General features: G+C 47.8%; 26 protein-coding genes. 18 read left to right on the forward strand and 8 right to left on the reverse strand.

Features of this window, described 5'->3' with window-relative positions; genetic code table 11:
• The first annotated feature begins 308 nt into the window (after positions 1 to 308).
• From map to dapD, 3 genes are read left to right on the forward strand one after another with little or no spacing between them, the layout of a single operon-like run.
• The gene (gene map, locus KQY15_RS03805; protein WP_217667670.1) at positions 309 to 1097 is read left to right on the forward strand and encodes a type I methionyl aminopeptidase; all 789 of its coding nucleotides are present in this window, start codon (positions 309 to 311) and stop codon (positions 1095 to 1097) included.
• A gap of 30 nt (positions 1098 to 1127) precedes the next feature.
• Positions 1128 to 3752: a bifunctional uridylyltransferase/uridylyl-removing protein GlnD gene (gene glnD / locus KQY15_RS03810; protein WP_217667334.1), complete on the forward strand. Its 2625-nt coding sequence runs from the start codon at positions 1128 to 1130 to the stop codon at positions 3750 to 3752.
• A 9-nt stretch (positions 3753 to 3761) separates the two neighbouring features.
• Positions 3762 to 4586, forward strand: coding sequence for a 2,3,4,5-tetrahydropyridine-2,6-dicarboxylate N-succinyltransferase (dapD, locus tag KQY15_RS03815; RefSeq protein ID WP_217667336.1), 825 nt, complete (start codon positions 3762 to 3764; stop codon positions 4584 to 4586).
• A gap of 62 nt (positions 4587 to 4648) precedes the next feature.
• Here the strand turns inward: dapD and KQY15_RS03820 are convergent, their stop codons facing one another.
• Entirely contained in the window at positions 4649 to 4843 is a 195-nt protein-coding gene (locus KQY15_RS03820) for a hypothetical protein (RefSeq protein WP_217667338.1), read from the reverse strand.
• Between the two features lie 234 nt (positions 4844 to 5077).
• Here KQY15_RS03820 and cysZ point away from each other — a divergent pair, with 234 nt between their 5' ends.
• Positions 5078 to 5839: a sulfate transporter CysZ gene (gene cysZ, locus KQY15_RS03825; RefSeq protein WP_217667340.1), complete on the forward strand. Its 762-nt coding sequence runs from the start codon at positions 5078 to 5080 to the stop codon at positions 5837 to 5839.
• 14 nt (positions 5840 to 5853) lie between these two features.
• A complete protein-coding gene (locus tag KQY15_RS03830; RefSeq protein WP_217667342.1) occupies positions 5854 to 7146 on the forward strand; it encodes an MgtC/SapB family protein in 1293 nt (430 codons plus the stop codon).
• Here KQY15_RS03830 and KQY15_RS03835 read toward each other — a convergent pair.
• The 3 genes from KQY15_RS03835 to KQY15_RS03845 are packed head-to-tail and all read right to left on the reverse strand — an operon-like array spanning position 7133 to position 8690.
• The gene (locus tag KQY15_RS03835) at positions 7133 to 7579 is read right to left on the reverse strand and encodes a flavodoxin (RefSeq protein WP_217667344.1); all 447 of its coding nucleotides are present in this window, start codon (positions 7577 to 7579) and stop codon (positions 7133 to 7135) included. The genes KQY15_RS03830 and KQY15_RS03835 overlap by 14 nt on opposite strands.
• Positions 7561 to 8373, reverse strand: a complete 813-nt coding sequence (truC, locus tag KQY15_RS03840; RefSeq protein WP_217667346.1) for a tRNA pseudouridine(65) synthase TruC — start codon at positions 8371 to 8373, stop codon at positions 7561 to 7563. Before truC ends, KQY15_RS03835 begins: the two co-directional genes overlap by 19 nt.
• Complete coding sequence (locus KQY15_RS03845; RefSeq protein ID WP_217667348.1) at positions 8370 to 8690, reverse strand: YqcC family protein; 321 nt, start codon at positions 8688 to 8690, stop codon at positions 8370 to 8372. The genes truC and KQY15_RS03845 overlap by 4 nt, the downstream gene beginning before the upstream one ends.
• Before the next feature lie 109 nt (positions 8691 to 8799).
• Here KQY15_RS03845 and KQY15_RS03850 point away from each other — a divergent pair, with 109 nt between their 5' ends.
• Positions 8800 to 9096 (forward strand): DUF3301 domain-containing protein, encoded by a 297-nt coding sequence (locus KQY15_RS03850; RefSeq protein ID WP_217667350.1) that lies wholly within the window; start codon positions 8800 to 8802, stop codon positions 9094 to 9096.
• Here KQY15_RS03850 and KQY15_RS03855 read toward each other — a convergent pair.
• Together KQY15_RS03855 and KQY15_RS03860 are read right to left on the reverse strand one after the other, a co-directional pair.
• Positions 9093 to 9410, reverse strand: coding sequence for an Mpo1-like protein (locus KQY15_RS03855; RefSeq protein ID WP_217667352.1), 318 nt, complete (start codon positions 9408 to 9410; stop codon positions 9093 to 9095). The genes KQY15_RS03850 and KQY15_RS03855 overlap by 4 nt on opposite strands.
• 17 nt (positions 9411 to 9427) lie before the next feature.
• Complete coding sequence (locus KQY15_RS03860; protein ID WP_217667354.1) at positions 9428 to 10084, reverse strand: GNAT family N-acetyltransferase; 657 nt, start codon at positions 10082 to 10084, stop codon at positions 9428 to 9430.
• Positions 10085 to 10253: 169 nt separating this feature from the next.
• Between KQY15_RS03860 and KQY15_RS03865 the strand changes: the two genes are divergently transcribed.
• A complete protein-coding gene (locus KQY15_RS03865; RefSeq protein ID WP_217667356.1) occupies positions 10254 to 10481 on the forward strand; it encodes a DUF2789 domain-containing protein in 228 nt (75 codons plus the stop codon).
• A gap of 43 nt (positions 10482 to 10524) precedes the next feature.
• Here the strand turns inward: KQY15_RS03865 and KQY15_RS03870 are convergent, their stop codons facing one another.
• Complete coding sequence (locus KQY15_RS03870) at positions 10525 to 10893, reverse strand: DUF3192 domain-containing protein (protein WP_217667358.1); 369 nt, start codon at positions 10891 to 10893, stop codon at positions 10525 to 10527.
• Positions 10894 to 11091: 198 nt separating this feature from the next.
• Between KQY15_RS03870 and KQY15_RS03875 the strand changes: the two genes are divergently transcribed.
• Together KQY15_RS03875 and KQY15_RS03880 are read left to right on the forward strand one after the other, a co-directional pair.
• Complete coding sequence (locus KQY15_RS03875; protein ID WP_217667360.1) at positions 11092 to 11391, forward strand: hypothetical protein; 300 nt, start codon at positions 11092 to 11094, stop codon at positions 11389 to 11391.
• On the forward strand, positions 11378 to 12154 hold the full coding sequence (locus tag KQY15_RS03880) for a DUF2310 family Zn-ribbon-containing protein (RefSeq protein WP_217667362.1): 777 nt from the start codon (positions 11378 to 11380) through the stop codon (positions 12152 to 12154). The genes KQY15_RS03875 and KQY15_RS03880 overlap by 14 nt, the downstream gene beginning before the upstream one ends.
• Here the strand turns inward: KQY15_RS03880 and syd are convergent.
• Entirely contained in the window at positions 12142 to 12699 is a 558-nt protein-coding gene (syd, locus tag KQY15_RS03885) for a SecY-interacting protein (RefSeq protein ID WP_217667364.1), read from the reverse strand. The two genes, KQY15_RS03880 and syd, sit on opposite strands and share 13 nt — an antisense overlap.
• A 69-nt stretch (positions 12700 to 12768) precedes the next feature.
• Here syd and queF point away from each other — a divergent pair, with 69 nt between their 5' ends.
• The 9 genes from queF to KQY15_RS03930 all read left to right on the forward strand — a co-directional run bounded on the left by queF (position 12769) and on the right by KQY15_RS03930 (position 25056).
• Positions 12769 to 13614: an NADPH-dependent 7-cyano-7-deazaguanine reductase QueF gene (gene queF / locus KQY15_RS03890; RefSeq protein ID WP_217667366.1), complete on the forward strand. Its 846-nt coding sequence runs from the start codon at positions 12769 to 12771 to the stop codon at positions 13612 to 13614.
• Positions 13615 to 14036: 422 nt separating this feature from the next.
• A complete protein-coding gene (locus KQY15_RS03895; RefSeq protein WP_308160225.1) occupies positions 14037 to 15590 on the forward strand; it encodes a diguanylate cyclase in 1554 nt (517 codons plus the stop codon).
• Positions 15591 to 15626: 36 nt separating this feature from the next.
• Positions 15627 to 16985 (forward strand): nucleotide 5'-monophosphate nucleosidase PpnN, encoded by a 1359-nt coding sequence (ppnN, locus tag KQY15_RS03900; protein WP_217667369.1) that lies wholly within the window; start codon positions 15627 to 15629, stop codon positions 16983 to 16985.
• A gap of 2 nt (positions 16986 to 16987) precedes the next feature.
• Entirely contained in the window at positions 16988 to 17803 is an 816-nt protein-coding gene (gene xni, locus KQY15_RS03905; protein WP_217667371.1) for a flap endonuclease Xni, read from the forward strand.
• Complete coding sequence (locus KQY15_RS03910; protein WP_217667373.1) at positions 17803 to 18201, forward strand: DUF3192 domain-containing protein; 399 nt, start codon at positions 17803 to 17805, stop codon at positions 18199 to 18201. The genes xni and KQY15_RS03910 overlap by 1 nt, the downstream gene beginning before the upstream one ends.
• On the forward strand, positions 18188 to 19876 hold the full coding sequence (locus tag KQY15_RS03915) for a hypothetical protein (RefSeq protein ID WP_217667375.1): 1689 nt from the start codon (positions 18188 to 18190) through the stop codon (positions 19874 to 19876). Before KQY15_RS03910 ends, KQY15_RS03915 begins: the two co-directional genes overlap by 14 nt.
• A gap of 158 nt (positions 19877 to 20034) precedes the next feature.
• Complete coding sequence (locus KQY15_RS03920) at positions 20035 to 21042, forward strand: isocitrate dehydrogenase (protein WP_217667377.1); 1008 nt, start codon at positions 20035 to 20037, stop codon at positions 21040 to 21042.
• A 70-nt stretch (positions 21043 to 21112) separates the two neighbouring features.
• Positions 21113 to 21331, forward strand: coding sequence for a VF530 family protein (locus KQY15_RS03925; RefSeq protein WP_217667379.1), 219 nt, complete (start codon positions 21113 to 21115; stop codon positions 21329 to 21331).
• A 506-nt stretch (positions 21332 to 21837) separates the two neighbouring features.
• Positions 21838 to 25056, forward strand: coding sequence for a S8 family serine peptidase (locus KQY15_RS03930; protein WP_217667381.1), 3219 nt, complete (start codon positions 21838 to 21840; stop codon positions 25054 to 25056).
• The last annotated feature ends 11 nt before the right edge of the window (positions 25057 to 25067 follow it).

A 25067-nucleotide genomic window follows, 5' to 3' on the forward strand; every position in this document is an offset into this window, starting at 1 on the left:
TTTAGGGGTTAGGCCTCCATGCATCCCATATCCCGACCTTTGCTATTGCGCAGGCACCCCGGACTATGTGTCGATGCATGTGTGTTATTTAAAATTTAAGTTTGGTTTTCGCAAACCGGCGCATCGGCTTTTTATAACTAAGAACCAGAAGTTATCAAAAATAAGCTTCGGCGCCCGGAAAAGAAAAGTACAATGCAATTTGCTAATTTGCGGCGCGCTTTATACCATAGTAAGCTGCCAAACACAACGAAATGTGTGTTTTTCCAGCAGTCATAATGTCCGTAACTGCAGTAACAGAGAGAGTGTTGATGACAGCAAATATTAAAACCGCCGCCGAAATTGAGAAAATGCGTGTAGCTGGCCGTCTGGCAGCTGAAGTGCTGGAAATGATCGGGCCTCATGTTAAAGCTGGCATAACCACCGATGAGCTAAATACCATCTGCCATGACTACATTGTTAATGAGCAGCAAGCCATTCCTGCCCCACTTAATTACCATGGTTTTCCTAAATCAATCTGCACCTCGGTAAATCAGGTTATTTGTCATGGCATTCCAAATGATAAAGCGTTAAAAGACGGCGATATTATCAATATTGATATCACTGTTATTAAAGATGGCTATCATGGCGATACTTCTAAAATGTTTGTGGTAGGAAAGCCCAGCATCATGGCAGAGCGCCTGATCCGGGTAACCCAGGAGTGTTTATATCTGGCGTTAAAGCAGGTAAAGAATGGCGTACGACTGGGCGATATTGGCCATATAATTCAGCAACACGCTGAAAAACATAGCTACTCTGTGGTTCGCGAATACTGCGGTCATGGTATAGGTGCGGTTTTTCATGAAGACCCTCAAGTATTGCATTATGGCAAGCCCGGTACTGGCGAAGTATTAAAAACCGGCATGTGTTTAACGATAGAACCGATGATTAATGCCGGCGCCCGCCAAAGCAAAATGTTGAAAGACGGCTGGACCGTTGTGACCAAAGATCGCAGTTTATCAGCCCAATTTGAACATACTTTGCTGGTTACCGACGACGGCTGTGAAATTCTGACACTTCGCAGTGATGAGACGCTGGAACGCCACTTAACGGCAGAGTAACCGCTTACTATTCGCTCAGCAGGGAGTCGCATGACGCAAACATTGCAATTTAACCGGTCACTGCCTACCAGTTTTTCGCTGGAAAACTATAAAAAACATTTCAGTGAGTTTCATGACTGGCTGGTGCGTAGCTTTGAGCACCAGCCAATCAACGGTCTGGTTAAAGCCCGCGCCCGTTTTATTGATACCGTATTAAGCCAGCTTTGGCAGCACTATGAGCTGAGTAAAGAACATAATCTAAGCTTAATTGCCGTAGGTGGCTATGGCCGCGGCGAGCTGCATCCTTATTCCGACATCGATTTACTGATCTTATCTGATCGGCGTTTAACCAGCAGCCAACAAGACGCCGTTGCCAGCTTTATTACCAGTTTATGGGACCTGCGTTTAGAGGTCGGCCACAGTGTCCGCACCCTGAAAGAAACCATAAAGCTCGGTAAAGACGACATTACCATTGCTACCAATTTACTGGAAATGCGGCTGCTAACCGGTAACAAACCGCTTTTTGAGCAGTTACAGCAGGAAATTAATGGTGATAATTTCTGGAGCAGTCAGCAGTTCTTTCAGGCCAAACGGCATGAACAGCAACAACGCCATGCCCAGTATCATGGCACCGCGTATAACCTCGAGCCTAACCTGAAAGCGAATCCGGGTGGTTTGCGTGATATACAGACGATTGGCTGGGTGGCCAAAAAGCATTTTAATACCCGGACCATGCGCGAACTGGTGGCTTATCAGTACCTGACAGAGGATGAATATCAGGAACTGATGGAATGCGAAGCCTACCTGTGGCAAATGCGTTTTGCCTTACATATTGAAGCAGGCCGCAATGAAAACCGGATTTTATTTGACTACCAGCCTGCTGCGGCGCAGCGACTAGGCTTTGGTGCCGATGGTAAAGCGTCAGTCGAGCGGATGATGAAGCGTTTTTTCCGGACCGTACAACGGGTCAGTGAGCTTAATGAAATGCTGCTGCAACATTTTGAAGGCAGTATTTTAAATCAGGGCAGCAAAGTAAAAGTACAACAGCTGGACGACTATTTTGAGCTGAGTGGTCATTTAATTAAAGCCCGTGACAACGCGATTTTCGCTCGTCGCGACAACCTGCTTCGGCTGTTCTGGCATATCGCCAATAACTCTAATATTACCGGTATTCATTCCACTACCCTGCGCTTACTGCGCCAGGTTCGCCGGCGGTTGATGGGCGATTTACAGGACTATGAAGCCTGTCGTCAGTTATTTCTGGCGCTGCTGCGTCATCCGCGCGGCATGGACAAGGCCATTACTTTAATGCACCGCTATGGCGTGCTGGCTGCTTATTTACCACAGTGGCGCAATATTGTTGGCCAAATGCAGTTTGATTTGTTTCATGCATATACGGTAGATGAACATACTCACCGTCTGCTGAAAAACCTGTATAAGTACACCCAACCGGAACATGAAAGTGAATTCCCGCTTTGTACCGATATCGTTAAACGCATGGAAAAGCCCGAACTGCTTTACCTTGCCGGCATTTTTCATGATATTGCCAAGGGCCGTGGTGGCGATCACTCGGAGCTGGGCGCGATGGACGTGCGCGAATTTGCCAAACTGCATAAATTAAGTGAGTTTGACAGTAAACTGGTGGCCTGGCTGGTTGAAAGCCATTTACTGATGTCGGTTACTGCGCAGCGCAGGGATATTCATGATCCGGCTGTAGTCACTGAATTTGCGGAAAAAGTACGCGATGAAACCCGGCTTAATTATCTGTATTGTTTAACTTTGGCGGATATCCGCGCCACCAATGACAATTTATGGAATGACTGGAAGGGGTCGTTACTGCGTGAATTGTTTCTGGCTACCCAGAAAGCCTTTCGCCGGGGTCTGGAAAAACCAATGGATTTACGCGACTTAATTCGTGAAAACCAGAGCGAAGCCCTGCCGCTGCTGATAAAGCAAACCTTTACTGAATCTGAAATCCTGCATCTTTGGAGCCGGATAAAAGCCGACTACTTTGCCCGTTACAGCCCCAAACAAATTGTCTGGCACTGCGAGCATATTCTGCGGCATAAGAACCGCAGCGAACCTTTGGTTCTGATAAGTAAAACACCAATTCGCGGTGGTACCCAGGTATTTATTTATACCCCGGATCAACCAGGTTTGTTTGCCCGGTTGGTGGCTGCGCTCGACAGTAAAAAAGTCAATATTTTTGATGCTCAGATAATGACCAATAAAGATGGGTATGCCATGGATACCTTCGTTGTTCTGGAGCAAAATGGCGAGCCGGTTAGTTCACCGTCAAGATTAACCAGCATAAAACGGGCACTTGAGCTTTATATTGCCGGCAAGCCCGATTTATCCAGACAAAAGCCACGGCTATCGCGCCAGATGCGTCAGTTTAACGTGCCGCCTAAAGTGGTATTTTTACCCGGCAATATTAAACAGCGCACCATGGTTGAAATTGCGGCCCTGGATACGCCTGGCTTACTGGCCGATATCGGTCAGGTATTCCAGCGCTGTGGCGTCAATATTCATGCCGCCAAAATCACCACCATTGGTGAGCGGGCTGAAGACTTTTTTATGTTATCAAATGCACAGGATCAGGCGCTGAGCAGCGACGAGCAAAGCCAGCTTAGACGGGTTCTGATATCACAACTCTCACAGGAAACAGAAGGCTAAAATAACACCATGTCAGATTTAAAAAGCATTATCGAAAATGCGTTCGAGCTTCGCGCCGACATTACCCCTGGCTCTGTAGCTGCTGACGTTAAGCAGGCCGTGCAACAGGCCATAGCACTGCTCGACAGCGGCCAGGCGCGGGTTGCCGAAAAGATTGCTGGTGAATGGGTTGTCCACCAGTGGCTGAAAAAGGCGGTACTGCTATCATTCCGGATTAACGACAACACGGTAATGGATGGCGCTGAAAACCGTTTTTTTGATAAGGTGCCAATGAAATATGCCAATTATACTGATGCCATGTTTCGTGCCGATGGGGTACGGGTTGTGCCACCTGCTGCGGCCCGTCAGGGCAGCTATATCGGCAAAAACGTTGTACTAATGCCAAGCTACGTTAATATTGGCGCATATGTGGGCGACGGCACCATGGTAGATACCTGGGCTACTGTTGGCAGTTGCGCCCAGATTGGCAAGAACGTGCATCTGTCCGGCGGTGTGGGTATCGGTGGCGTGCTGGAGCCGCTGCAGGCAAACCCAACAATTATTGAAGATAACTGTTTTATCGGTGCCCGATCTGAAGTAGTTGAAGGCGTTATCGTTGAAGAAGGCGCGGTGTTATCTATGGGCGTATATATCAGCCAGAGCACCCGGATTTATGATCGTGAAACCGGCGAAATAAGTTACGGTCGGGTACCAGCAGGTGCTGTAGTCGTGCCTGGCACCCTGCCAGCCAAAGATGGCAGCCACAGTTTATATGCAGCCATTATTGTTAAAAAAGTCGATGCCCAGACCCGGGCTAAAGTGGGAATCAATGCCCTGCTTCGCAGCGTAGAGTAACACTGACCGCACTGCTCCTGAAAGGCTGCAGCCGCTGCCCTTCAGGAGCAACCAGCACAACCCTAACCAAATATCATCAGCACTGTAAAACCAACCAGTCCGGCAACAGCAAAGATGCTGTATTCGAGCCGCTTTTCAAAGCGTTTTTCTGCGCCGCCGTCAGCGGGCACTAACAATGCTGAAATCAGACAGGTCAGGCCTGCCAGAAAAAAAAGTGTGGTTAAACCAAATACCAGCGCTGAGCCAAACATTGCCATTTTTCACCCTTTGTTTATCAAACTAACCGACAGTGCTGTCATAGTGTGCCGGGATATAACAACCCATATGACAAAAACAGCGCGCATTCTAGCATAAAAAAAACACAGTTAGGCCAGCACTGTTTGCTGCCCCGATATATTCTGTTACTAAAAACCTCGCTCATTCAGCCACAATTTGCCTGCGGCATCTTATACTGCCAGCAACCGTCTGATAGAGCTTAAAGTGGAGCAAGCATGCATTATTTTTTTCAGGGTGCAGTATTGATGGGCACTAAAGGCCTGAAACGCTTCGTACTTATCCCATTGTTGATAAATCTGCTACTTTTTTCAGCCGCATTTTACCTGCTGATGCAACAGGTTCAGGCAATGATTGCGGCTATGCAACACTACCTGCCCGCCTGGCTGCACTGGCTGGAGTATCTGCTTATCCCTCTTGGCGTACTGTCACTGGTAATTGGTCTGGCTTACAGCTTTACCATGGTAGCCAATTTTATTGCCGCGCCATTTAACGGTCTGTTAAGTGAAAAGGTTGAAGCACATTTAACGGGAAAAACGTTACCTGAGCCCGGTTTTAATGGTTTTGTAAAAGATATCCCCCGTATGCTCGGCCGGGAATGGCAAAAATTGCGCTACGCATTGCCCAGGGCGATTATTGTATTTTTGCTACTTTTATTCTTACCGGTACTTGGCCCGCTGTTGTGGTTTCTGTTTACCAGCTGGTTGCTGGCAATCCAGTATCTTGACTACCCCTTTGATAACCACCGAATCGACTTTAATCTGATGCGCGCTCAACTGCGCCGTCAGCCTGCCAGCAGTTTCAGTTTTGGCATTATGGTAAATTTCGCTTGCATGATACCGTTATTTAACTTGTTTGTTATGCCCATTGCGGTTTGCGGCGCAACGGCAATGTGGGTTGATAAACTGGCCCTGCAAAATGATCCCGAGCAACAGCGCCCCGGCCACGCTCAGTATCGTAAACTGGATAAGTACTGTTAAGAGTATCGAACAATATGAATGCATTTGATTTTGAACTGGTTCAGAAGTTTTTAATTGCCCTGTTACTGGGTGCCCTGGTAGGAATGGAGCGCGAAAAACACAGACGCAATGAACAACCCGGCAGCTTTGGTGGCTTAAGAACCTTTATTCTGGTTGCCCAGGCAGGCGCAGTGTCTGCCTGGTTATCATTGCATCTGCAATCGGCCTGGTTATTTATTATGGTGGTGCTTATTGTCGGGATAGTGGCCAGCGTGGCATTCATTGTGGAAAACCGCCATCGCCGCGAATTCGGAGGTTTAACCAGTGAAATAAGCGCCATTACCGTGTGCTTGCTGGGCGGTGCTGTAATGTATGGTTACACTGAACTTGCCGTTATGCTGGGCATTTTAACATCTGCCATTCTGACGTTTAAGCAACCACTGCACGGTCTGGTAGATAAAGTTGGCAATGATGACTTATACGCGATTATGAAGTTATTAATTGCCAGCTTTATTGTGCTGCCTTTACTGCCAAATGAACCGGTAGACCCGTGGCAGGCGTTAAACCTGTACCGTCTCTGGTTACTGGTAGTATTAATTTCAGCGATGTCGCTGCTGGGCTATGTTGCAGTTCGCTGGCTCGGAGAAGCACATGGTACTGTGGTTACCGGCATTACTGGCGGTCTGGCGTCGTCCACCGCCACCACGCTCAGCTTTGCCAGAAATAGTAAAACACAAGGCAATAACATGGCAGCGGATACCCAGGCAACCGGCATCCTGCTTGCCTGGCTGGTGATGTTTATCCGGGTGCTGGTAACTATTACTATCGTATTCAAACCGTTGCTACCCTTGCTGCTTATTCCCTTTGGTGCCATGGCAGCAACGACAGCGGGACTGGCAGGCATGTTTTACTGGCGGGGCAGTAAACAACAAATGGCCCGGCCAGAGCAAAGTGAAGTGTCGGTCAAAAACCCTTTCAGCCTGATTGCGGCAATAAAATTCGGACTTTTCTTTGCCGTCATCCTGCTACTGGTAAAATTTGCCCAGCTGTATACGCCCAGTGAAACCCTGTATTTACTAGCGGCCGTTGCCGGGCTTACTGATGTGGATGCCATTACCCTATCAATGGCCGATTACGCACGCTCCACTACTGGCAGCCTGACACTTGCTGCTGGTGCTATTACCGTAGCAGCGTTAAGCAATACCTTGGTTAAATGCGGTATGGTGATAGTTTTAGGCAGCAAACCGCTGGCCAGAAGTATGATAATCGCCACAGTGCTTATCTGCCTGACAGGCGGTGTCAGCATTGCTTTACTCAGATTTTTTTAATCTGCTGCTCTATCCAGGGCAGCGCAACGTTTTCAGGCTCCAGCGTTTCACAGGCGTCAATCTTTAACATTGGCGCCAGCTCGTTACCCTGAATCTCTGTCAGCAGTTCGCGCATCTGCTCTCCGGCACCGCAGTAAGTATCATAGCTACTGTCTCCGAGCGCCACCACGGCAAACGGCTTGCCACTTAACAAAGGAAAGCGGTTTTTAAGATCGAGATAAAACGGCTGCAAATTATCAGGTATATCCCCCTGCCCGGTAGTCGAGGTTATGACCAGCCAGGCTTTGGCATCAGCTGCCATAACCTCATCAAGCTTTGGCTCCTCAAAAAGAAGCACCTGATGGCCGGCACCGGATAGCATCGATTCGGCCTGCTCAGCAACATACTGGGCACCACCATACACAGAACCCACAATCAGGGCGATTTTTGCCATTTTTCCTCCAGAAAGTGTGCAGCAAATTGCTGCTGATAATAGCGTTCATCCAGCGGCCAACCAAAATGATTAAACAGCGGTTCAAGTTCGTTCAGACCGGCAGAAAATCGTAAAGTTTCGCCTGTTACCGGATGGGGCAACTGCAGCTGTTTTGCCAACAGCAGTAAACGCCGGCAATTAAAATGCCGCTTAAACAGCGCGTTATGCTTGCCATCGCCATGGCTGGTATCGCCAACAATCGGATGGCGCAAATGAGCCAGATGCCGGCGTAGCTGATGTTTTCGTCCCGTCAGCGGCTGTAAAGCTACCAGCGAATAACGCGCTGCCGGATATTTACTGACCGGAATGGGCAATTCAACCTGTTGTAATGGCTGGTAACGGGTAATAGCTTGTTGTGGCGCTTTATCGCTGCGGCTGAATTTATCAGCAATTTTATCCAGCTCTTCCTTTAACGGATAATCTAACTGGCCTGCTGCGGGTAAAAACCCCCGGACCACAGCCAGATAATATTTACGCCACAATTGTTGTTCCTGCTGCTGACCAAGCAGCCTTGCTACGTCAGCAGATAAGGCAAACACCAGCACACCTGACGTTGGCCGATCCAGCCGGTGTACCGGGAACACATGCTGACCGAGCATATCGCGCAATGTTTGCATGACAAAAACGGTTTCATGCTTGTCCAAAAATGAGCGATGCACCAGCATGCCACTGGGTTTATCCACCGCGACAAGATACTGATCCTGATATATCACGGACAACGGCGCCGACAGCTTAAAAGGCTCAGCTGAACTCATGATGGTCCTGTCAGGGTGTTATCAATTCTCCCGATAAGCGTTAACAGCGGTTGTACGCTTAGCCCCCGGCTTTTAAACGCTTCTTCAGCATATGGCAGCACCCTGACTTTAGCCGGTAAAGGCTGCCCCGCCTCAAGTAAACACCAGAGCTTTGGCAAAAACACAAATTGCAGCCATTGCTCCGGGCGTAAGGTATCACAGCAAAAGGGGTAGGTACTGGCCAAAGCGGCCTCGGCCGGCGCGGCATTGCTCCATAACTGCTGTTGTTTTAATTCGGTTTCAAGCTGAATAAGTAGAGATTTAACCACTTCTGACATAACTACCTCATTGTATGCCAGGTAGTTTACCATAAGCATAAACAACGGCCAGCACTTGTAAATGGCCAATTTCGCCAGCATTATCCGTTAGTCATTCCAGGAGAAAAATATGGGTCCGGTGTTATTACTGCTGTTTATCAGCACAGTTTGTTATCTGTTCTGGTTGCAGCGCAAGCAGGATGAGCGCGCCCGCCTGCTGGCAAAACAGCTTTGTCAGCAGCAGCAATTGCAAATGCTCGATTGCGGCCGTAATGGTCACAGCTTCCGCAAAATTAACGGCAGGCTTCGTTTCACAACCCTGTATCAGGTCGATTTCAGTGCCGATGGCGAAAGCCGGTATCCGGCAGAACTGGTATTAAGTGGCATGCGGCTGGCCGCGTTTAATTTGCCAGCACACCGGATTTAAGGCGGTGGCATTTTTCGTTTAAGCTGGCCTGTCAAAAAGTCTTTCAACATAACCCAGTCAGCAGCCAGACTGTATAACGGGTATTTAAAGGTCGCTGGCTTGTTATGTTCAAACACAAAATGACCTAACCAGGCAAAGCCATAACCAATAAACGGCAGTAACCATAGCCAGTGCCATTGCCGGGTTATTAAGGCATACAGCAGCACCCCAATAACCAGACTACTGCCTGTGTAATGCATTGCGCGGCAAACAGGATGGCGATGTTCGCTCAGATAATACGGGTAAAACTCCTGAAAGCTGTTAAAGCCTGACATAATCATTGCTCTCCTGTTTACGCCGGCTCAGCCTTACTTTGCCGGGGCCGGAACATCAGGCTGCCACTCACCGAACCAAACGCAAGTTCAGTCACTTTTTGATACTGATCATCAGCAAAAAAAGGCAGATACTTGGCAAGGGTGACAAAGACACCAATGCCGCTGGAGCTTTTATCTTCATCAACGATGCTGTCGACGGCGTGGATCAGGTAATGGCCCAGCCCTAAATGCTGATATTTAGGTGATACTGCAATAAAAGCCAGCATGTGGTAACGCTGATAGGGCATGGCAGAATGGATACGCTGTTCTTTCTCCAGCATTTGCCGGGTAGAGACAAAACCGGCTGTCAACAGCATCTTCAGGCGCCAGTGCCACAACCGGTTACTGCCAATTCCAGAGTCAGGCCCTACCACACAGGCAACGCCAAGCAATTGTTGCGCGTGAAACAGGCCGACAATTGGCTGCCGTGCCTGCCAGAACGTATTCAACTCTTCGCGGATAGCAGACCTTAAGCGTTGTTCGTAATCTGCTGTGTCGCCTCTGAAAATAGTTAAAAACAACGGATCATCGTGATAAGACTGATATAAAAGTGATGCAGCCAATTTCAACTCTTCGCCATTTAGCAGCGCGGCTTTTAACTGGTCCGGATTAAAGGTATTCAGTATTGCTGTCATCAGCTGTCTCTTATTGTTGTTTTTTCAACCACAATAACAGCCGGTTTACTTGTTGCCAAGTGTCTTTTCAGGCTTTGCGCAGCTATCTGTTAGGTGAATTTTTCAGTACTGACTATGCTTAAGAATACTGACTATTAAACTGCTTAACGGCTCAGATAAGGAGATAGTAATGGACACATCAAACCACAATATGGCCAATTTATTTATGCAATTGGGGCTGGACAATAAACCTGACGCGATTAAAAGCTTTATCAGCCGGCACAAGCTGCCTGGCCATGTAGCACTGGCGGACGCACCGTTCTGGAGTGCGGCTCAGGCCAGTTTTATCCGGGAATCTCTGAAAGAGGATGCTGACTGGGCAGAAATAATTGATGAGCTTAATACCCAGCTGCGCTGATACTAATCAGCGCTAACCGGGTAAAAGTCCCACCTGCCAGCAATTATAATTGCTTGTATGCTTTGTCGCCCCAGCTGTGCAGCTGATTATTAATGAAAACCAGCGGAGTACATTCATCTTTGGTGGTTTTGCCATCACTGCGTTTGTGCTGGGTGCGGTAAAACAGTACCTGTATCTGCTCGCCATCTTTTACCAGAAACTCAGTAAAATCCGGGTTACCCAGACGCGATATCACGTCATTAAATGCAATGCCGGGTTGTAACTGATTAATCTGAGCCAGATTTTCCCGCTGTGTCTTTCGCCACTCTTTGTCTGCGTCATCCGAACCGTCATAATCTTTATCGCCAATCGCTACCACACAACCTGTAAGTAAGCCACTCAGTGCCAGCAAGCTCAGGGTTCTGATAATCATTCTAATACTCCGTTCGTTATTATTTTCTGTTAAAAAGTTTTAATAAGCACAGGCTCGCGCCCGCTACGGCAGCAAGTTTTGCAAATTCAATACCAACTTTATTTTCTATAAAAATCAATAATTTAACCAAAACACTCTATCTATCATTTAAGGCTGATGCTAAATTTAACCAATTATTAGTGAAATTAAGCAAAATTAATGAGCTCGACAATCGATCTGTTACACCAAACTGCTGCCCGCCTGCGCCAGGAGGGCAAAACCCCAAGCCTGGCGTTGTTTAAAGCACGCTTAAGCGGCCAGGTGACCGCACCGGCACTATTTGCAGCCTATCAGCTTTGGCGCCAACAAGCCCCGGCTGATATACCGGAGCAGCAATCGGTACCGGAGCACAGTACTGAAGCGCCTGCTACCACCGATATTACTGAGCAGTTACAGCGCATTGAAACCAAACTGGACAGGATCCTTGCCCTGTTGGAACAGCAAAATGTATCTGGCTGAATTAACTTATAAAGTTATCGCTGACACTGATTTCAGCCGTGCCGAAAAAGCTATCCGCCAATTTCATGAGGCATTGATTTTCAATGGCAATGTTATTGGCCGGGAGTTCCCAACTGCCTGGCAGCAGGATAGTTTTTGCTGCCGGCTGGTCATTCCGACCACCGATGCATTGCAGCGTGCTAACATTAGCCCGCGGGCACGACAGGCAGAGCAACAGTTAGTAGCGGCCGGTTTGGCCTATCCGCAATTAAAAGTGCTGGGCATGGATATTATGTCGCAGCACAACAGCAACTCAATGGCAGATGCATTAGTATTATTTACGACCTTCAGTGATATGTGCTCACCTCTGCGAAACCTGGCAGATCTGGCGCCACTGCCGTTGTATCAGCTACAACCAGCCGCAGGACAGGATCACGAGACGCTAATCCGCTGGCAGATTCAGTTTCAGGCGCTGGATGAAATTCAGCAGCAAGAGCAAAGGGTGCTGCGAAAAGCCGCAGAAAACAGCCTGCAACAGTTAAACAGCAGTCTTAATCAGCAAGGGCGGAAGCTGGCAAAAAACCTTGCGAGACAAAACAAGCTACCTGTTTATTATGCATTGTACAGTGGCAGCAGCAAAAACTGCACAACCGAGGCTGATAAGCCTTGCCCGGGTTGTGGTGAAAACTGGCGACTGACAACGCCGCTACTGGAGATTTTTGATTTTAAATGTGACCGCTGTTCTTTGCTTAGCAATATTGCCTGGGAATGTCAGCCTCCCTGATAAGCCGCCGGAGAAAGCTGGCTGAAAAAATCACTTAAAGAACTGGCCAGTTTTTCTTTCACATCTTTACCGACCGTTTCAAGATACACTTCGCCGGTACTGTTTAGTACTGACAGAACGATACTGTCGTCATCGGTTATCGCGAAAAACACCGTCTCAGGTTGCTTTAGGCGACGTTTCATCAAGATGTGACCAATAATATTTTCCTGCAACCTTGCAACATCAGCCTGATCCCAAACCATTAAAAGTTGCAACGGGCCACGACTATGGCTAGCGCCAAGGCCTGCACCATAATATAAACTGTAATACTGTTTAATATCAGGGTGTAAGGTAAGCTCCAGTGCCTGCTCTACGTTACTGAAATCAGCCGGCGGTTGCTGCCTGACCGGCTGCCAGCTTACCTGATTGTCTTCAAGCACTGCCAACTGGCCAGGTGCCGGGTGGGTTGGATCGGCCGACCATGCCTGCAACGTCAGGTTGTGTTGCAGGTACCAGCTCTGGGTCTGGGCAAGAAAATTCTGGTAGCTTTCAGCTAATGACGACACGGACACCCTCTCTACTCTGACATGAAGTTATGCTAAGATCGGACGCATTCTAACCGGATTAGTAGCCAGATGACAAAAAGCCACTCAGAAATTATGGCCGGGTTAAGCCTTGGCAAAAATACAGCTTACGCCGAACATTATGATCCCAGCCTGCTGCAGCCTGTTCCCCGCACCCTGGGCAGAGATAATCTTGGGCTTAACAGTTCAGAAACTTTACCATTTGTTGGCGAGGATATCTGGCACGGTTATGAGTTGTCCTGGCTCAACGCTAAAGGTAAGCCTATGGTGGCACTGGCTACCTTCGTGGTGCCGGTGACCTCGGCAAATCTAATTGAGTCGAAGTCATTCAAACTGTATTTAAATAGTTTCAACCAAAGCCGTTTTGCTGACTTACGTCAGGTATATCAGGCCCTGCAACGTGATCTGACGGCATGTGCCGGTAGCCCTGTGCGGGTAACACTGCACAACGTAAATGAAATTATGGTATTTCAACCAACCTGGATCCCCGGCCATTGTATTGATGACCTGGATATCAGTATTGACAGTTACAACTATAATCCGGAACTGCTGCAACGGGTTGACGGCGCAACGCTGATTGAAGAGAAAGTTCACTCCCATTTATTGAAGTCCAACTGCCTGATCACGTCACAACCAGACTGGGCCAGCATTTACATTCATTATAAGGGGCAGGCTATTGATCATGCTGCCTTGCTGCGTTACCTCATCAGCTTCCGAAACCACAATGAGTTTCACGAGCAGTGCATTGAGCGGATTTTTCTCGATATCTGGCAACGCTGTCAGCCAGAGTTTCTAGTGGTCTATGCCCGGTATACCCGTCGTGGCGGTTTGGATATCAACCCGGTTCGGGCCAGTGCCAGTTATCAGCTGCCAAATTTACGGCTTAGCCGACAGTAGCCTGAAAACTTTCAGCAGCACTTTCAGATAAAAAGCAAATAAATGCATATTATTGCTGTAAATAAGCTATTACAGTAGAGATTAATGAAAGTCATCATGAAATATTACATGGTGACTTTCATTAACAGCTGAATTCTGCTTTAATAACGCGGTGAGTTAGACGGACTAACTCACAGTGGTAGCAGGAAGGACCGCCAATTATGCAATATCTTACCTCTGAAGAAGAAACAACCTGGTTACCTTATTACTTGTATAAATAAGTTGAGCCAGTAAAAAAATAATAGTCCCCTACCTCCAGCGAGCTGCGGCTCGCTGTTTTTATTCCCGATACCTGCAATAAAATACTGAAACAGAGATCGCATTTCCTTTTTTTACGGATATACTTAAATCTAAACAGCTTTTTTAACATTTAAATGTTTAAGGTGCAGCCTTTGCAAGATGATCTGAAGCAGCAACTGGCCAATGCAATCAAAGCGCGTAAAACATTGGAAGACGCTTACGAAAGTCAGTTTAAAATCCTGGCTCAGTTTGTACTTCGGCTATCGTTGGTATGTAAAGGCGCAGATCTGGAACTGGACAACCGGTTGGCTAAACTACGCACGGAGTTAGCAAAAGGTACCGATCTTGAAAAATTGATCCCTTTTATAGCCGATACAAACCAAAGCCTGCAATTACTAGACGCCAAACAACAACGCGAAATTAAAGAGGTACAGCAGCAGCTGAACCAGGCTGGCAAGTTATTGCAGCAACAAAAAGGCTTACCCGATCAGTTGCGCCGAGACCTGCGGTTATTGTTAACCAAAGTTGCTGAGCCGCCGTCCACTGTTCAGGCTTTTCTACCCCACTTAACCAGCCTGACCAACCTGTACCAAAGTGCGTTGCAATCTAAACAGCAAATTGAAGGTAACGCTGAGCAGGATGATGTACGCTATGGCCATATCTGCCGTCAAATCAGTGTCGAGCTGACAAATTTATTAAGTGAGCTGGCATTTGCTGAAAAAAGTGCACCGCAAATTACTCTTATCAGACAAAGCTTGCTTGATAACCTGTCGATAGAGGCGCTACTCGACGCCTGCTTGCAAACCATTACCGTTATTGTCGCCAGCATCAATGAAGAACGCCTGTCTGCCGAGCATTTTTTGCTAAAACTAAATGATGCCTTATCATCAGTACAGCAAGCGGTAAGCCTTTCGTTAAAAAATGCTGATAAGCTGCACCAGAAACTGGATATTCTTAACCAGCAAATTGAACGACAAATTACCCAGCTGGGCCAAAGCACTAAAAGCGCTACCTCACTGGAACAGCTAAAAGATCTGGTTACTCAGCGCTTAGGCAGTATCAGTGATGCGCTCAAGTCAAAAGAGAAGCTGGAAACAGAAGAGCGCCAGGCCATCCTGTTAACATTAAATGGAATGGAAGCAAGACTAAAAGAGCTGGAAGCCGAAGCTCAGACGTTCAGAACCAGACTGGCAGAACAAAACTTCCGTAGTTTACAGGACTCACTAACAGAAATCCCCAACCGGGCAGCATTTGACGAGCGACTGGCACTGGAAATTAAACGCTGGCAACGTTACAAAAAACCGTTATGTATTGCGCTGGCCGATGTTGACAATTTTAAAAGCATTAATGACAACTACGGCCATAGTGCAGGTGATAAAACTTTGAAAGTTATAGCAAAAGCTTTACAGCAAGGTTTACGTGAAACTGATTTTATTGCCCGTTATGGTGGTGAAGAGTTTGTTTTACTGTTTCCTGAAACAGCGCTGGATGAGCTTGACGCACCGCTGAACAAACTACGAGAAAAGATTAAAAGTATTGTATTTACCTTTAAAAGTCAGAAAGTCCCTATCACCATTTCCTTTGGGGCTAGCCAATTAACCGCTGAAGATACCAGCCGTCAGGTTTTTGATCGGGCAGACGAAGCACTGTATGAAGCTAAAAAAGCCGGCCGCGATCGGGTCATTTTGAAAACCTGACCCAGGTTCAGCACACAATCAGTATTGGAGTAACCGATGCAGGTGCATTTAAACCCGTTAGGTGCCATGGATTTACTGTCTCAGCTTGAAGTTGAACGCTTAAAAAACAACACCGAATCAGAAGCCTTCGCGTTGTTTCGTAATTGCTGCCTGGCAGTGCTGAATGTCGGCAGCCACACCGACAGTTCAGCAGAAATATACGAACAATACAAAGACTTCAGCGTTAATTTACTTGCTCGTGAACGTGGCATTAAAATAGAGCTGACCAACCCCCCTGAAAGTGCCTTTGTCGATGGGGTAATTATTAAAGGTATTCATGAGCATCTTTTTGCCGTGCTCAGAGATATTTTGTTTTACCATACCCGTCGCTCAGCCGAGACGAAAGCGCGTGAACTGCTGGAGCCCCGACAGCTAACCCATACCGTATTTGATATTTTGCGTAACGCCAGAGTGGTTGATGCCACCCAAGTGCCCAGTATGATTGTCTGCTGGGGTGGCCATTCCATTAATGAAGTGGAATACGACTATACCAAAGAAGTCGGTTATCAGCTTGGCCTGCGCGGTCTGGATATTTGTACCGGATGTGGTCCCGGAGCCATGAAGGGCCCGATGAAAGGTGCAACCATCGGCCACAATAAGCAAAGGATCCGCAACGGCCGTTATCTGGGCTTAACTGAACCGAGTATTATTGCCGCTGAGCCCCCCAACCCTATCGTTAACGAGCTGGTAATTCTGCCTGATATTGAAAAACGTCTGGAAGCCTTCGTTCGGGTAGCTCATGGCATTATTGTGTTTCCCGGTGGTGCAGGCACGGCAGAAGAGCTCCTTTACCTGCTGGGGATTATGCTTAAAAAAACCAATGAGGAACAACAACTTCCAATTATTCTGACCGGGCCCCGCCAGTCAGAAGCCTATTTTAATGAAATCGCTAGTTTTATTCAAAACACTCTGGGTGAAGAAGCACTACGTCTAGTTGACATTATTATTGACGACCCGGCTGGCGTGGCCCGAAAGTTAAAACAGGGCTGTGCTGATGTACGCCAGTACCGTAAGTCGGTTGGCGACGCCTATCACTTTAACTGGACCTTAGATATTGACCCTCAGTTTCAGCAGCCTTTTATCCCGAATCACCAGAATATGGCCGCACTCGACTTGCACCTGGAGCAAGACAAAGCGAAACTTGCTGCTAATTTACGACGCGCATTCTCGGGTATTGTTGCCGGCAATGTAAAAGACGAAGGGATCCGGGCAATTCGCCAGCACGGGCCTTTTCAATTATCAGGAGAACCGGTACTGATGCAAATGATGGACACTCTACTCCAGGCCTTTGTTGATCAGGGCAGAATGAAACTGCCCGGTACGGCTTATGTGCCGTGTTACAGGATCATTCGCTAGCTATGATGCACCTGGTATTAATTGATGCGTTAAACCTGATCCGACGCTTGTATGCCGTGCAGGAAAGGCCCTATCTGCCGTTACCAGAGCAAGTGACGGACGGTACCCGACAACAAATAATAAATAATACCAGAAACATGGTAGTACAGGCGCTGCAAAGACTACGGCTTGAGTTAGCACCAAGCCATGCGTTACTGGTATTTGACGGCCGTGACAGTCAGTGGCGTCAGCAACGCTGTCCAGAATACAAAGCGAATCGCAAGCCAATGCCGACAATATTGGCAGAAGCTCTACCTGCGTTGGAGCAGGCTGCTGAGCAGCATGGTTTTCGCTGCTTTACCGACGCAACCCTTGAAGCAGATGATGTTATCGCCAGTATTGCCAGTAAGTTAAACCAGCATCAGCAGCAGGTAACTATTGTATCTACTGATAAAGGCTTTCTACCCCTGCTAAACCAGGGCATCCGGGTTTACGATCCTTTTGCCCGGCAGCAACTCACCCCGGCAGATGTAGAAAAAAAATTTGGTGTAGCACCAGAGCAACTGGTCCGACTCTGGAGTCTGACTGGTGACAGCACCAACAACATTGCAGGTGTCAGCGGTGTGGGCCCTAAAACGGCATTAGAGCTGATGGCATTGGGGGAAACCCTGACTGAGGCACTGGCCCACCCCGATTGCCCCAGAAAACTTCGCGACAAAATACTTAGTCACAAAGATGCTATCGTCAGCTACATGCAGGTTTTAAGTTTGCAGACAACTCTGGAGCTAGGCCTGAATTTGCAGGCATTAAGGTTGCCAGAGCAGGTACAGGAACAGTGATGAATATAAAGCCTGTATTGTTATTTTTTGGTGGGTTCGCGGTATATGCGTTGCTTACCGTCAGCGTGCTGTTGTTTTATAAAGATGACCCGGCGCAAATGACCTGGCAACACCGTGATAGTTTTAATGCCAAAGTCATAGGTCGTTATAAGCTATCTGACAACCATACTCAGGACGATGTAACAGCTCGCCTCGGCGGCCCCGATATTACTGAAGCGGTGCAGCTGAATGGCCAGGTATATCAGTTAATGTTCTACCGCACACAACGCAAACTACCCGATGGTATTACCACCGAAGATGAATGCACGGCCCTGCTATTCGTAAACCGACGGTTAGTCGCCATCGGCGATATTGCGGTAAGCCAATATCAGCAATATGTGAACAATGGCAACAGCTGACAGACAATGGCCTCAGTTCTACTTGGGTATACAGCAGCTTAAACAGCTGCGTCCCAAGCCCACTGTTGCGGCATCAGAAGCGATGCCTGCTCTGCTGCAACGCACTGCAGAGCTATGTTCATTATTTATTGAATTAGCTAATGATAATGCTGCCGGTATCATGGCGCAGCTTAATCTAAGCCCGCGTCCGCTACCACTTTATCTTGCCAGAATAGTAAAAATGCTGGCCCTGGCGCTAATTCTGAGCAGATGTTATAGCTGGCAACGCCAACGCACTGAGCAGTTGTTGCAGACATTGCTGAATACTGCAGTGTTTGCTGATGATAGTGTAACCTCGCAGCAGGCCTGGGTCCGCACAGCAAAAGCACTGCAGCAGTACGATCAGCAACATCCGCAGTTACCACTGCTTATTGGCGCATGCAACAGTCAACGGCAACCGCCCTGGCAACTCCACCCCGATGGCCCCCTGCTGGCGCTGGTAAGCCAACTGGCCGAAAAGATGCTACCGGAAACCGGCAGTCAACCCGGCCTGTCGCAACTACTAAACCAATACCTTAGCCACCAGGCTGGCGTCGACAAAAGTAAATGGTATTGCCTGCTGCTGCAGCTCTCACAAACCAACGCCCTGCCCGGCCGTTTTGCCAGGAACAAAACCTCCCGCAACTTAACGCACTACTGGTTTATCATTGGCCAGGTTGAGAACATTGATACGGCTAAGCAAGCTGAGCAGACAGCTCAGGTTTATGTCAGACAGTTCGACCCTGCCAGCAAGTCGATTGGCCACGAGGTACACCAGATGCCGCTGGCTGAACTCGCTCTGCTAAGCCCGCAATATTTTAAAGATTTTAACTGGCTGGGGTTCATTGAACGGGATAACACCTTGCTGCCTGCCATTGCAGACAATTCTCTCAGCAACTGCGTTAACCAATCATTGTTTGCCAGGCTTACCGGGCTGAGCGTCAGTAAACAAGTACAGATGCTGGAACAGCGACCGCTGATAAGCCAGTTTTTACAGCGGAACGCAGCCAGCATCAGCCGGCAACAACTGCCCGTTAACCGACTGCGGCATGCCATTACAATGCTGGGGCAAGACGCTTTACAAAGTTGGGTAGCTCAGGCCGAGGTATATCAGTATTGTCAGCAGCAGGGGCATCCCCATCAAAGCTGGCTGGAGCAATTACAACACTGCCTGATTCAGGCGCTGCATCTGCTAAGTTCTGCCACGCCCCGGCCAATTGCATTGAGTAAGGCTGGTGTTATCGCTCGTTGCGCCAGTGTCAGTATCTGGCAAGAGCCTGCTCTTTTTCAAACTGCACTGGCACGACAAGTCCGGCAGCAACCGTTACTGGGTATCTATATTCAGCAGCATATCTGGCGTTCAGCAAGCTACCCTGAGCTAACCCGGCAACTGTTGGAACACTATCAGCATCCTGACTGGGCCCTGGCAATCCAGGGCTGGCACAGCCAGCGTCCTGGTACATTAGCATTGTTGCTTCGTCTTAGCTGGCAACTCACTATGGCTGTGTTTATTGCCGATGAGGTCAGCGAGCAGCGGCTTACTGCATTATTGCCCGCAGCAGCTGGTCAGCTTGCATTACCAAAGCAACCTGTAACGTACTGGCAACAGCAGTTAATTGCAGCAAGTCAATGTTACTATCCATTACCAGAAATGTAGTTTAATTACATCATTCAGCAAGGTTATAGTGGGAATAACGCCTGCTTCTACCGTAAGTTTCCTCCAAACTGGCGAAATAACCCTGAAAATGCTATATTTCCGCGATTCCAGACGGAAAGCGTCTGCCAGTATTCCCCCTTTAACACCCTGAGGAACCCATGAGTAAGCAAACCATTACTGTCATTAAAGGTGATGGCATAGGCCCGAGTATTGTTGAGGCTGCCATTGAAGTATTGACCAAAGCCGGTTGTGATTTTGACTACGAGTATGTTGATGCCGGCCTGACGGCACTGGAGCAGACTGGCGAGCTGTTGCCACAGACTACCTTAGATGCCATAGCCCGCAATAAGATCACTTTAAAGGGTCCACTTACCACACCGGTAGGTGAAGGCTTTACCTCAATCAATGTAACGCTTAGAAAAAAATTCAGCCTGTATGCCAATGTACGGCCGGTCATTTCATTTAAAGGCACCAAAGCCCGCTATGAAAATATTGATATTATAACGATCCGTGAAAACACCGAAGGAATGTACTCTGGCCACCGGCAGCAGGTATCAGAAGATGGTCTGATAGCCGAAGCCAGCAGCATCATTACCCGGGAAGGGGCTGAGCGAATTGCCGTATTTGCTTTTGAAACCGCGCTGCGTGAGAACCGTAAAAAAGTCACCATTGTTCACAAAGCCAATATCTTGAAATCAACTTCGGGCTTATTTTTGAAAACAGCAAGGGAAGTTGCAGCCCGTTACCCGGATATTGAAGCCCAGGAAATGATTGTTGATAACGCCTGTATGCAGTTGGTGATGAACCCGCAACAGTTCGATGTTATCGTTACTACCAACTTGTTTGGTGATATTTTATCAGACTTGTGCGCTGGTTTAGTAGGCGGCTTAGGTATGGCACCCGGTGCTAATATAGGTAAAGACTGCGCTATTTTTGAAGCAGTACACGGCAGTGCTCCGGATATTGCCGGCAAAAACCTGGCTAACCCCAGCTCGGTTATTCTGGCGTCGATTCAGATGCTCGAATACCTGCAGATGCAGGACAAAGCAGAGAAAATCCGCTCGGCCCTGGCTGATGTGATTGCCAGTGGTGATCGCACGACCCGCGACTTAGGCGGCAGCTTTGGTACTACTGATTTTACCGCTGCAATGTTAGAAAGGTTATAATCGTCATACCACAAAAAATAGCCACCTTTTGGTGGCTATTTTTTTTAACTATTGTCGCACAGGAGCAAATATGAGCCAGCAACAAAATAACCCGTTACACGGCATTAAGCTGGAGCAAATTGTCACCGCTCTGGTTGACCATTACGGCTGGCCTGAACTGGCGAAACGTATAGATATCAACTGCTTTAAAACCGACCCATCAGTAAAAAGCAGCCTGAAGTTTTTACGCCGCACCCCCTGGGCCCGTGAAAAGACCGAAGCATTGTTTATTGCCACCAACTTTTCATAATAAGTTTCAGCAAAAATTTTATAAGTAACTTTCAACAATATGACAGGCTAACTTAGCAGTTTACTTCGCTAACGCGCCAATTTAATACATATAAAATTCATATTTATTACCTGTAATTCACAATGTTTCATTTTCACAAAATTATCCTGTTTTAACTATCGCATATTTGCAGTTTTAATATCGGTGTCTTGCCTGTTACCCGCCAGATAAACTGTCAAACATTTTTACATGTTTAAACTTTTTCCATGGTTAAAATTTAAACAAATTCTGAAAAACAATCACTTAATTAGTTGGCGCAAATATTGCGTCATTTCCCGCCAGCACCCCCCCAAACTAAATGAAGTGTAAAACAATAAAATTAAACAATTATTAACAACCATCAAAACTTTTAGCTATGCAGAACTTGCTGCTTCTGATTGCTAACTGAGCTGTGTTGTACAGTTGGGATTGAAAGATAATTTGTCTGCGTAACCTAAAGATCGTAATGATGTAAATGGGAGAAGCAAATGAAAACAAAAAAATACCTGTTAGGTGTTGCATTATCAGCGGCCCTGGCGAGTACCTACGCAAATGCGAACGCATCGCCACATATTATCCAGGTAGATTCCAGTCAACTCAGCGCAGCAGAAACCGTCCCGGTTGTTCCGGCAGTGTCTGGCATGTATATCGTTGAGTTGAAAGGCCCAACGGCAATTAACATGGCCACCCAACTGGGTGAGCTTATTCCCAGCAACCAGTTGGTTGCCACTATAGGCAATAATTACAATGCCAACTCGCCGAAAATTAAGGCCTATGTTGCTGCTGTAAAAGCTAAGCAGGCTTCAGTTGCAGCGGAAGTAGGCGCTCCAGAAGTGCTGCACAATTACGCTCATACATTTAACGGCTTCTCTGCCCGCTTAACACCAGCCCAATTAAAAGCCATCAGCAGTCACCCCGATGTTGCAGCAGTTTATCCAGACGAAGTACATTTTCTGCAAACCGCTAATACCCCAAAGTTTTTGGGGTTAGTCAGTGATGCCGGCGATGGCTTGCACGATAGCGGCATTTTAGGTGAAGACGTTATTGTTGGTATTCTGGATTCCGGTATCTGGCCTGAAAACCCCTCATTCAGTGACGCGGCAACCAGCGCAGCCAATACTTATGGGCCGGCTCCCGCGGGATGGGAAGACAAATGTAACGTGGGTAGCGTTGGCTCTTTTGTTCGTGATGGTGTAGTTATCTATGACGACTCCACTGCACCTGAGGACGAGTTTACATGTAATAATAAGCTGATTGGTGCGCGTTATTTCGGTAGCACTTTCTCAAGCGTGTACGAAATGCAATTTGGTTTAGGCGAGTTTGCTTCTGCCAGAGACGCCGATGGCCACGGTAGTCATACAGCATCAACAGCAGCAGGTAATGCTGGTGTAACCGCTGTTTTAAGCGGCACCGAAGTAGGTTCAGTTTCCGGTATTGCGCCGCGGGCGCGCGTTGCTGCATACAAAGTATGCTGGAATGCCAACTATGTCAGTCCGGCAGGAGTTAACGAACGAGGTTGTTTCTTCGGTGACAGCCTTGCCGCGATAGATCAGGCTGTAGTAGATGGCGTCGACGTGTTGAATTACTCAATAGGTAACTCGCAGGCGATAAACAGTCCGGTCTATAATGCTTCTCTTAGTGCCGCCAATGCAGGTGTGTTCTTCTCAGCCTCTGCTGGTAACAGCGGCCCGACAGCAGCGACGGTAAGTAACATTGCCCCCTGGATTGCAACAGTTGCAGCATCCACTTATGACGGTGTATCTGCCGCAATTGGTAAACAGCTCAATGTTAACAGTGGTGTATTAGCACCGACTTCTTTCTTTTCAGTTCCTGCAGTCATAGGTACAGCATTACCTGAGGGTGGTTTGACTGCCGATTTAGGTGTTGCAGACCCAGTGCTTGCTTGCGGACCGCTAAGCAATGACTTAACAGGCAAAATTGCCCTTATTTCCCGCGGTGAATGTAACTTCACTGTCAAAATGGCGAATGCAGAAGCAGCAGGCGCAATTGGGGTTGTTGTCTATACCCTCAGTGGCACACCTATTCCGATGGGTGGCACTGATCCGGGTATTGGAATTCCGGGGGTAATGGTATTCAATGCAGATGGCTTAGCGCTTGTTGATAGCGTAAATGCAGGCACTACCAATGTGACAATGTCACAGTACGGTGCTGCTACCGATGCAATTGAAGTGGGTAACATCATGGCGAGCTTCTCGTCACGCGGCGTAAATACCCAAACTGGCGATATCCTTAAGCCTGATATTACCGCTCCGGGCGTGCGGATTTTAGCAGCTTCCAGTCCAGAGCAATTACAATTTGGTGGCAATCCGCAAGGAGAGAACTTCGAGTACCTGCAAGGCACGTCAATGTCCAGCCCACATATTGCCGGTATGGCGGCATTGTTAGCAGGTCAGTATCCAACCTGGACCCCAGCGCAAATTAAATCAGCGATAATGACTACGGCTCGCCAGAACCTTGTCAAAGAAAATGGTATCACGCCTGCTGATCCGTTTGATTTCGGTGCCGGCCATGTGGCTCCGGCGCAGTCATTAAATCCTGGCTTAGTTTATAGTGCTAACTTAGGTGATTACCTTGGCTTCCTTTGTGGGCAAGGCGAAGCAGGCTTAGTGTCCTCTGCCCGGTTTGGTGCTGATTGTAACGAAATCGCTGACGCGGGTTTTGCAACCGACGCAAGTCAGTTGAACTACCCTTCAATTGCAATTGCCGAACTTGCGGGCACTGAAACCATTTCCCGTACGGTAACCGACGTATCGGGTAATGGTGGTACTTACAATGTCGTGGTTAATGCGCCTGAAGGTACAACTGTTTCAGTGGCAACCTTTGATGCTGCCGGCAACCCTATCCCAAGCGGACTGTTGGAAGTAGCACCAGGCGGTACAGCAAGCTACAGCTTAACCTTTAACTCGGTGCCAGGCTTCCCGGTTAATGAATGGGTGTTTGGTGATGTAACCCTTGAACGTACTGACGGTTTAACGGTTCGTAGCCCTATTGCCGTGAATCAGGTACCGACGCAAACGATTATTGTACCTGAACTACTGTCGTTAGAGTTAAACCGCGGCCGCGCGTTGTTCTTTGTTGAAACCTTGTATTCAGGTAGCTTTGGCGTCGAACATCAGGGTTTAACTTTACCCTTTGGTGTAAACAAAACCTCGCCCAGCAACCCTGGCGCATTTAACTTTGGTATAAACGTAAGTTCGCCAACTTATTACACTGCATTTGGTGTACCTGAAGGTGCAACTTTACTAAGAATAAGCACCCGTGATGCTCTGGTAAGTGTACCGGGTACCAACTTAGACTTGGTGCTATACACCTGCGTGCCAACTCCAACCGGAAATAGTTGCTCACCTCTGCAGAGCTCAACAGGTCCGGATGCCAACGAAGACATGATCATTGTTAACCCGGTAAATACCGTGAACAGTGGTCTTAGCTTCTATCTGTTGTTTGTCCAGGGTGTAGATTTACTGGGTAATGCGACGGTTGATTACACTTCGCTTATCTGGATCCTGGATGGTGCTGAATCGTCTACTGTCGTTTCAGCGTCACCTCGCGCAGTGGAGAATCGCTTGCAAAACATCAGCCTCAGAACACGTGGCTTAACACCCGGTTTATACATGGGCACCGTTACCTTTACAGATGGTAATGGTGAAGTACAAGGCACAACGGCGCTGGAAGTGGTTCAGCCGTAAGCAAGAAAACG

This window comes from Arsukibacterium indicum, from assembly GCF_019100565.1.
GTDB lineage: Bacteria > Pseudomonadota > Gammaproteobacteria > Enterobacterales > Alteromonadaceae > Alishewanella > Alishewanella indicum.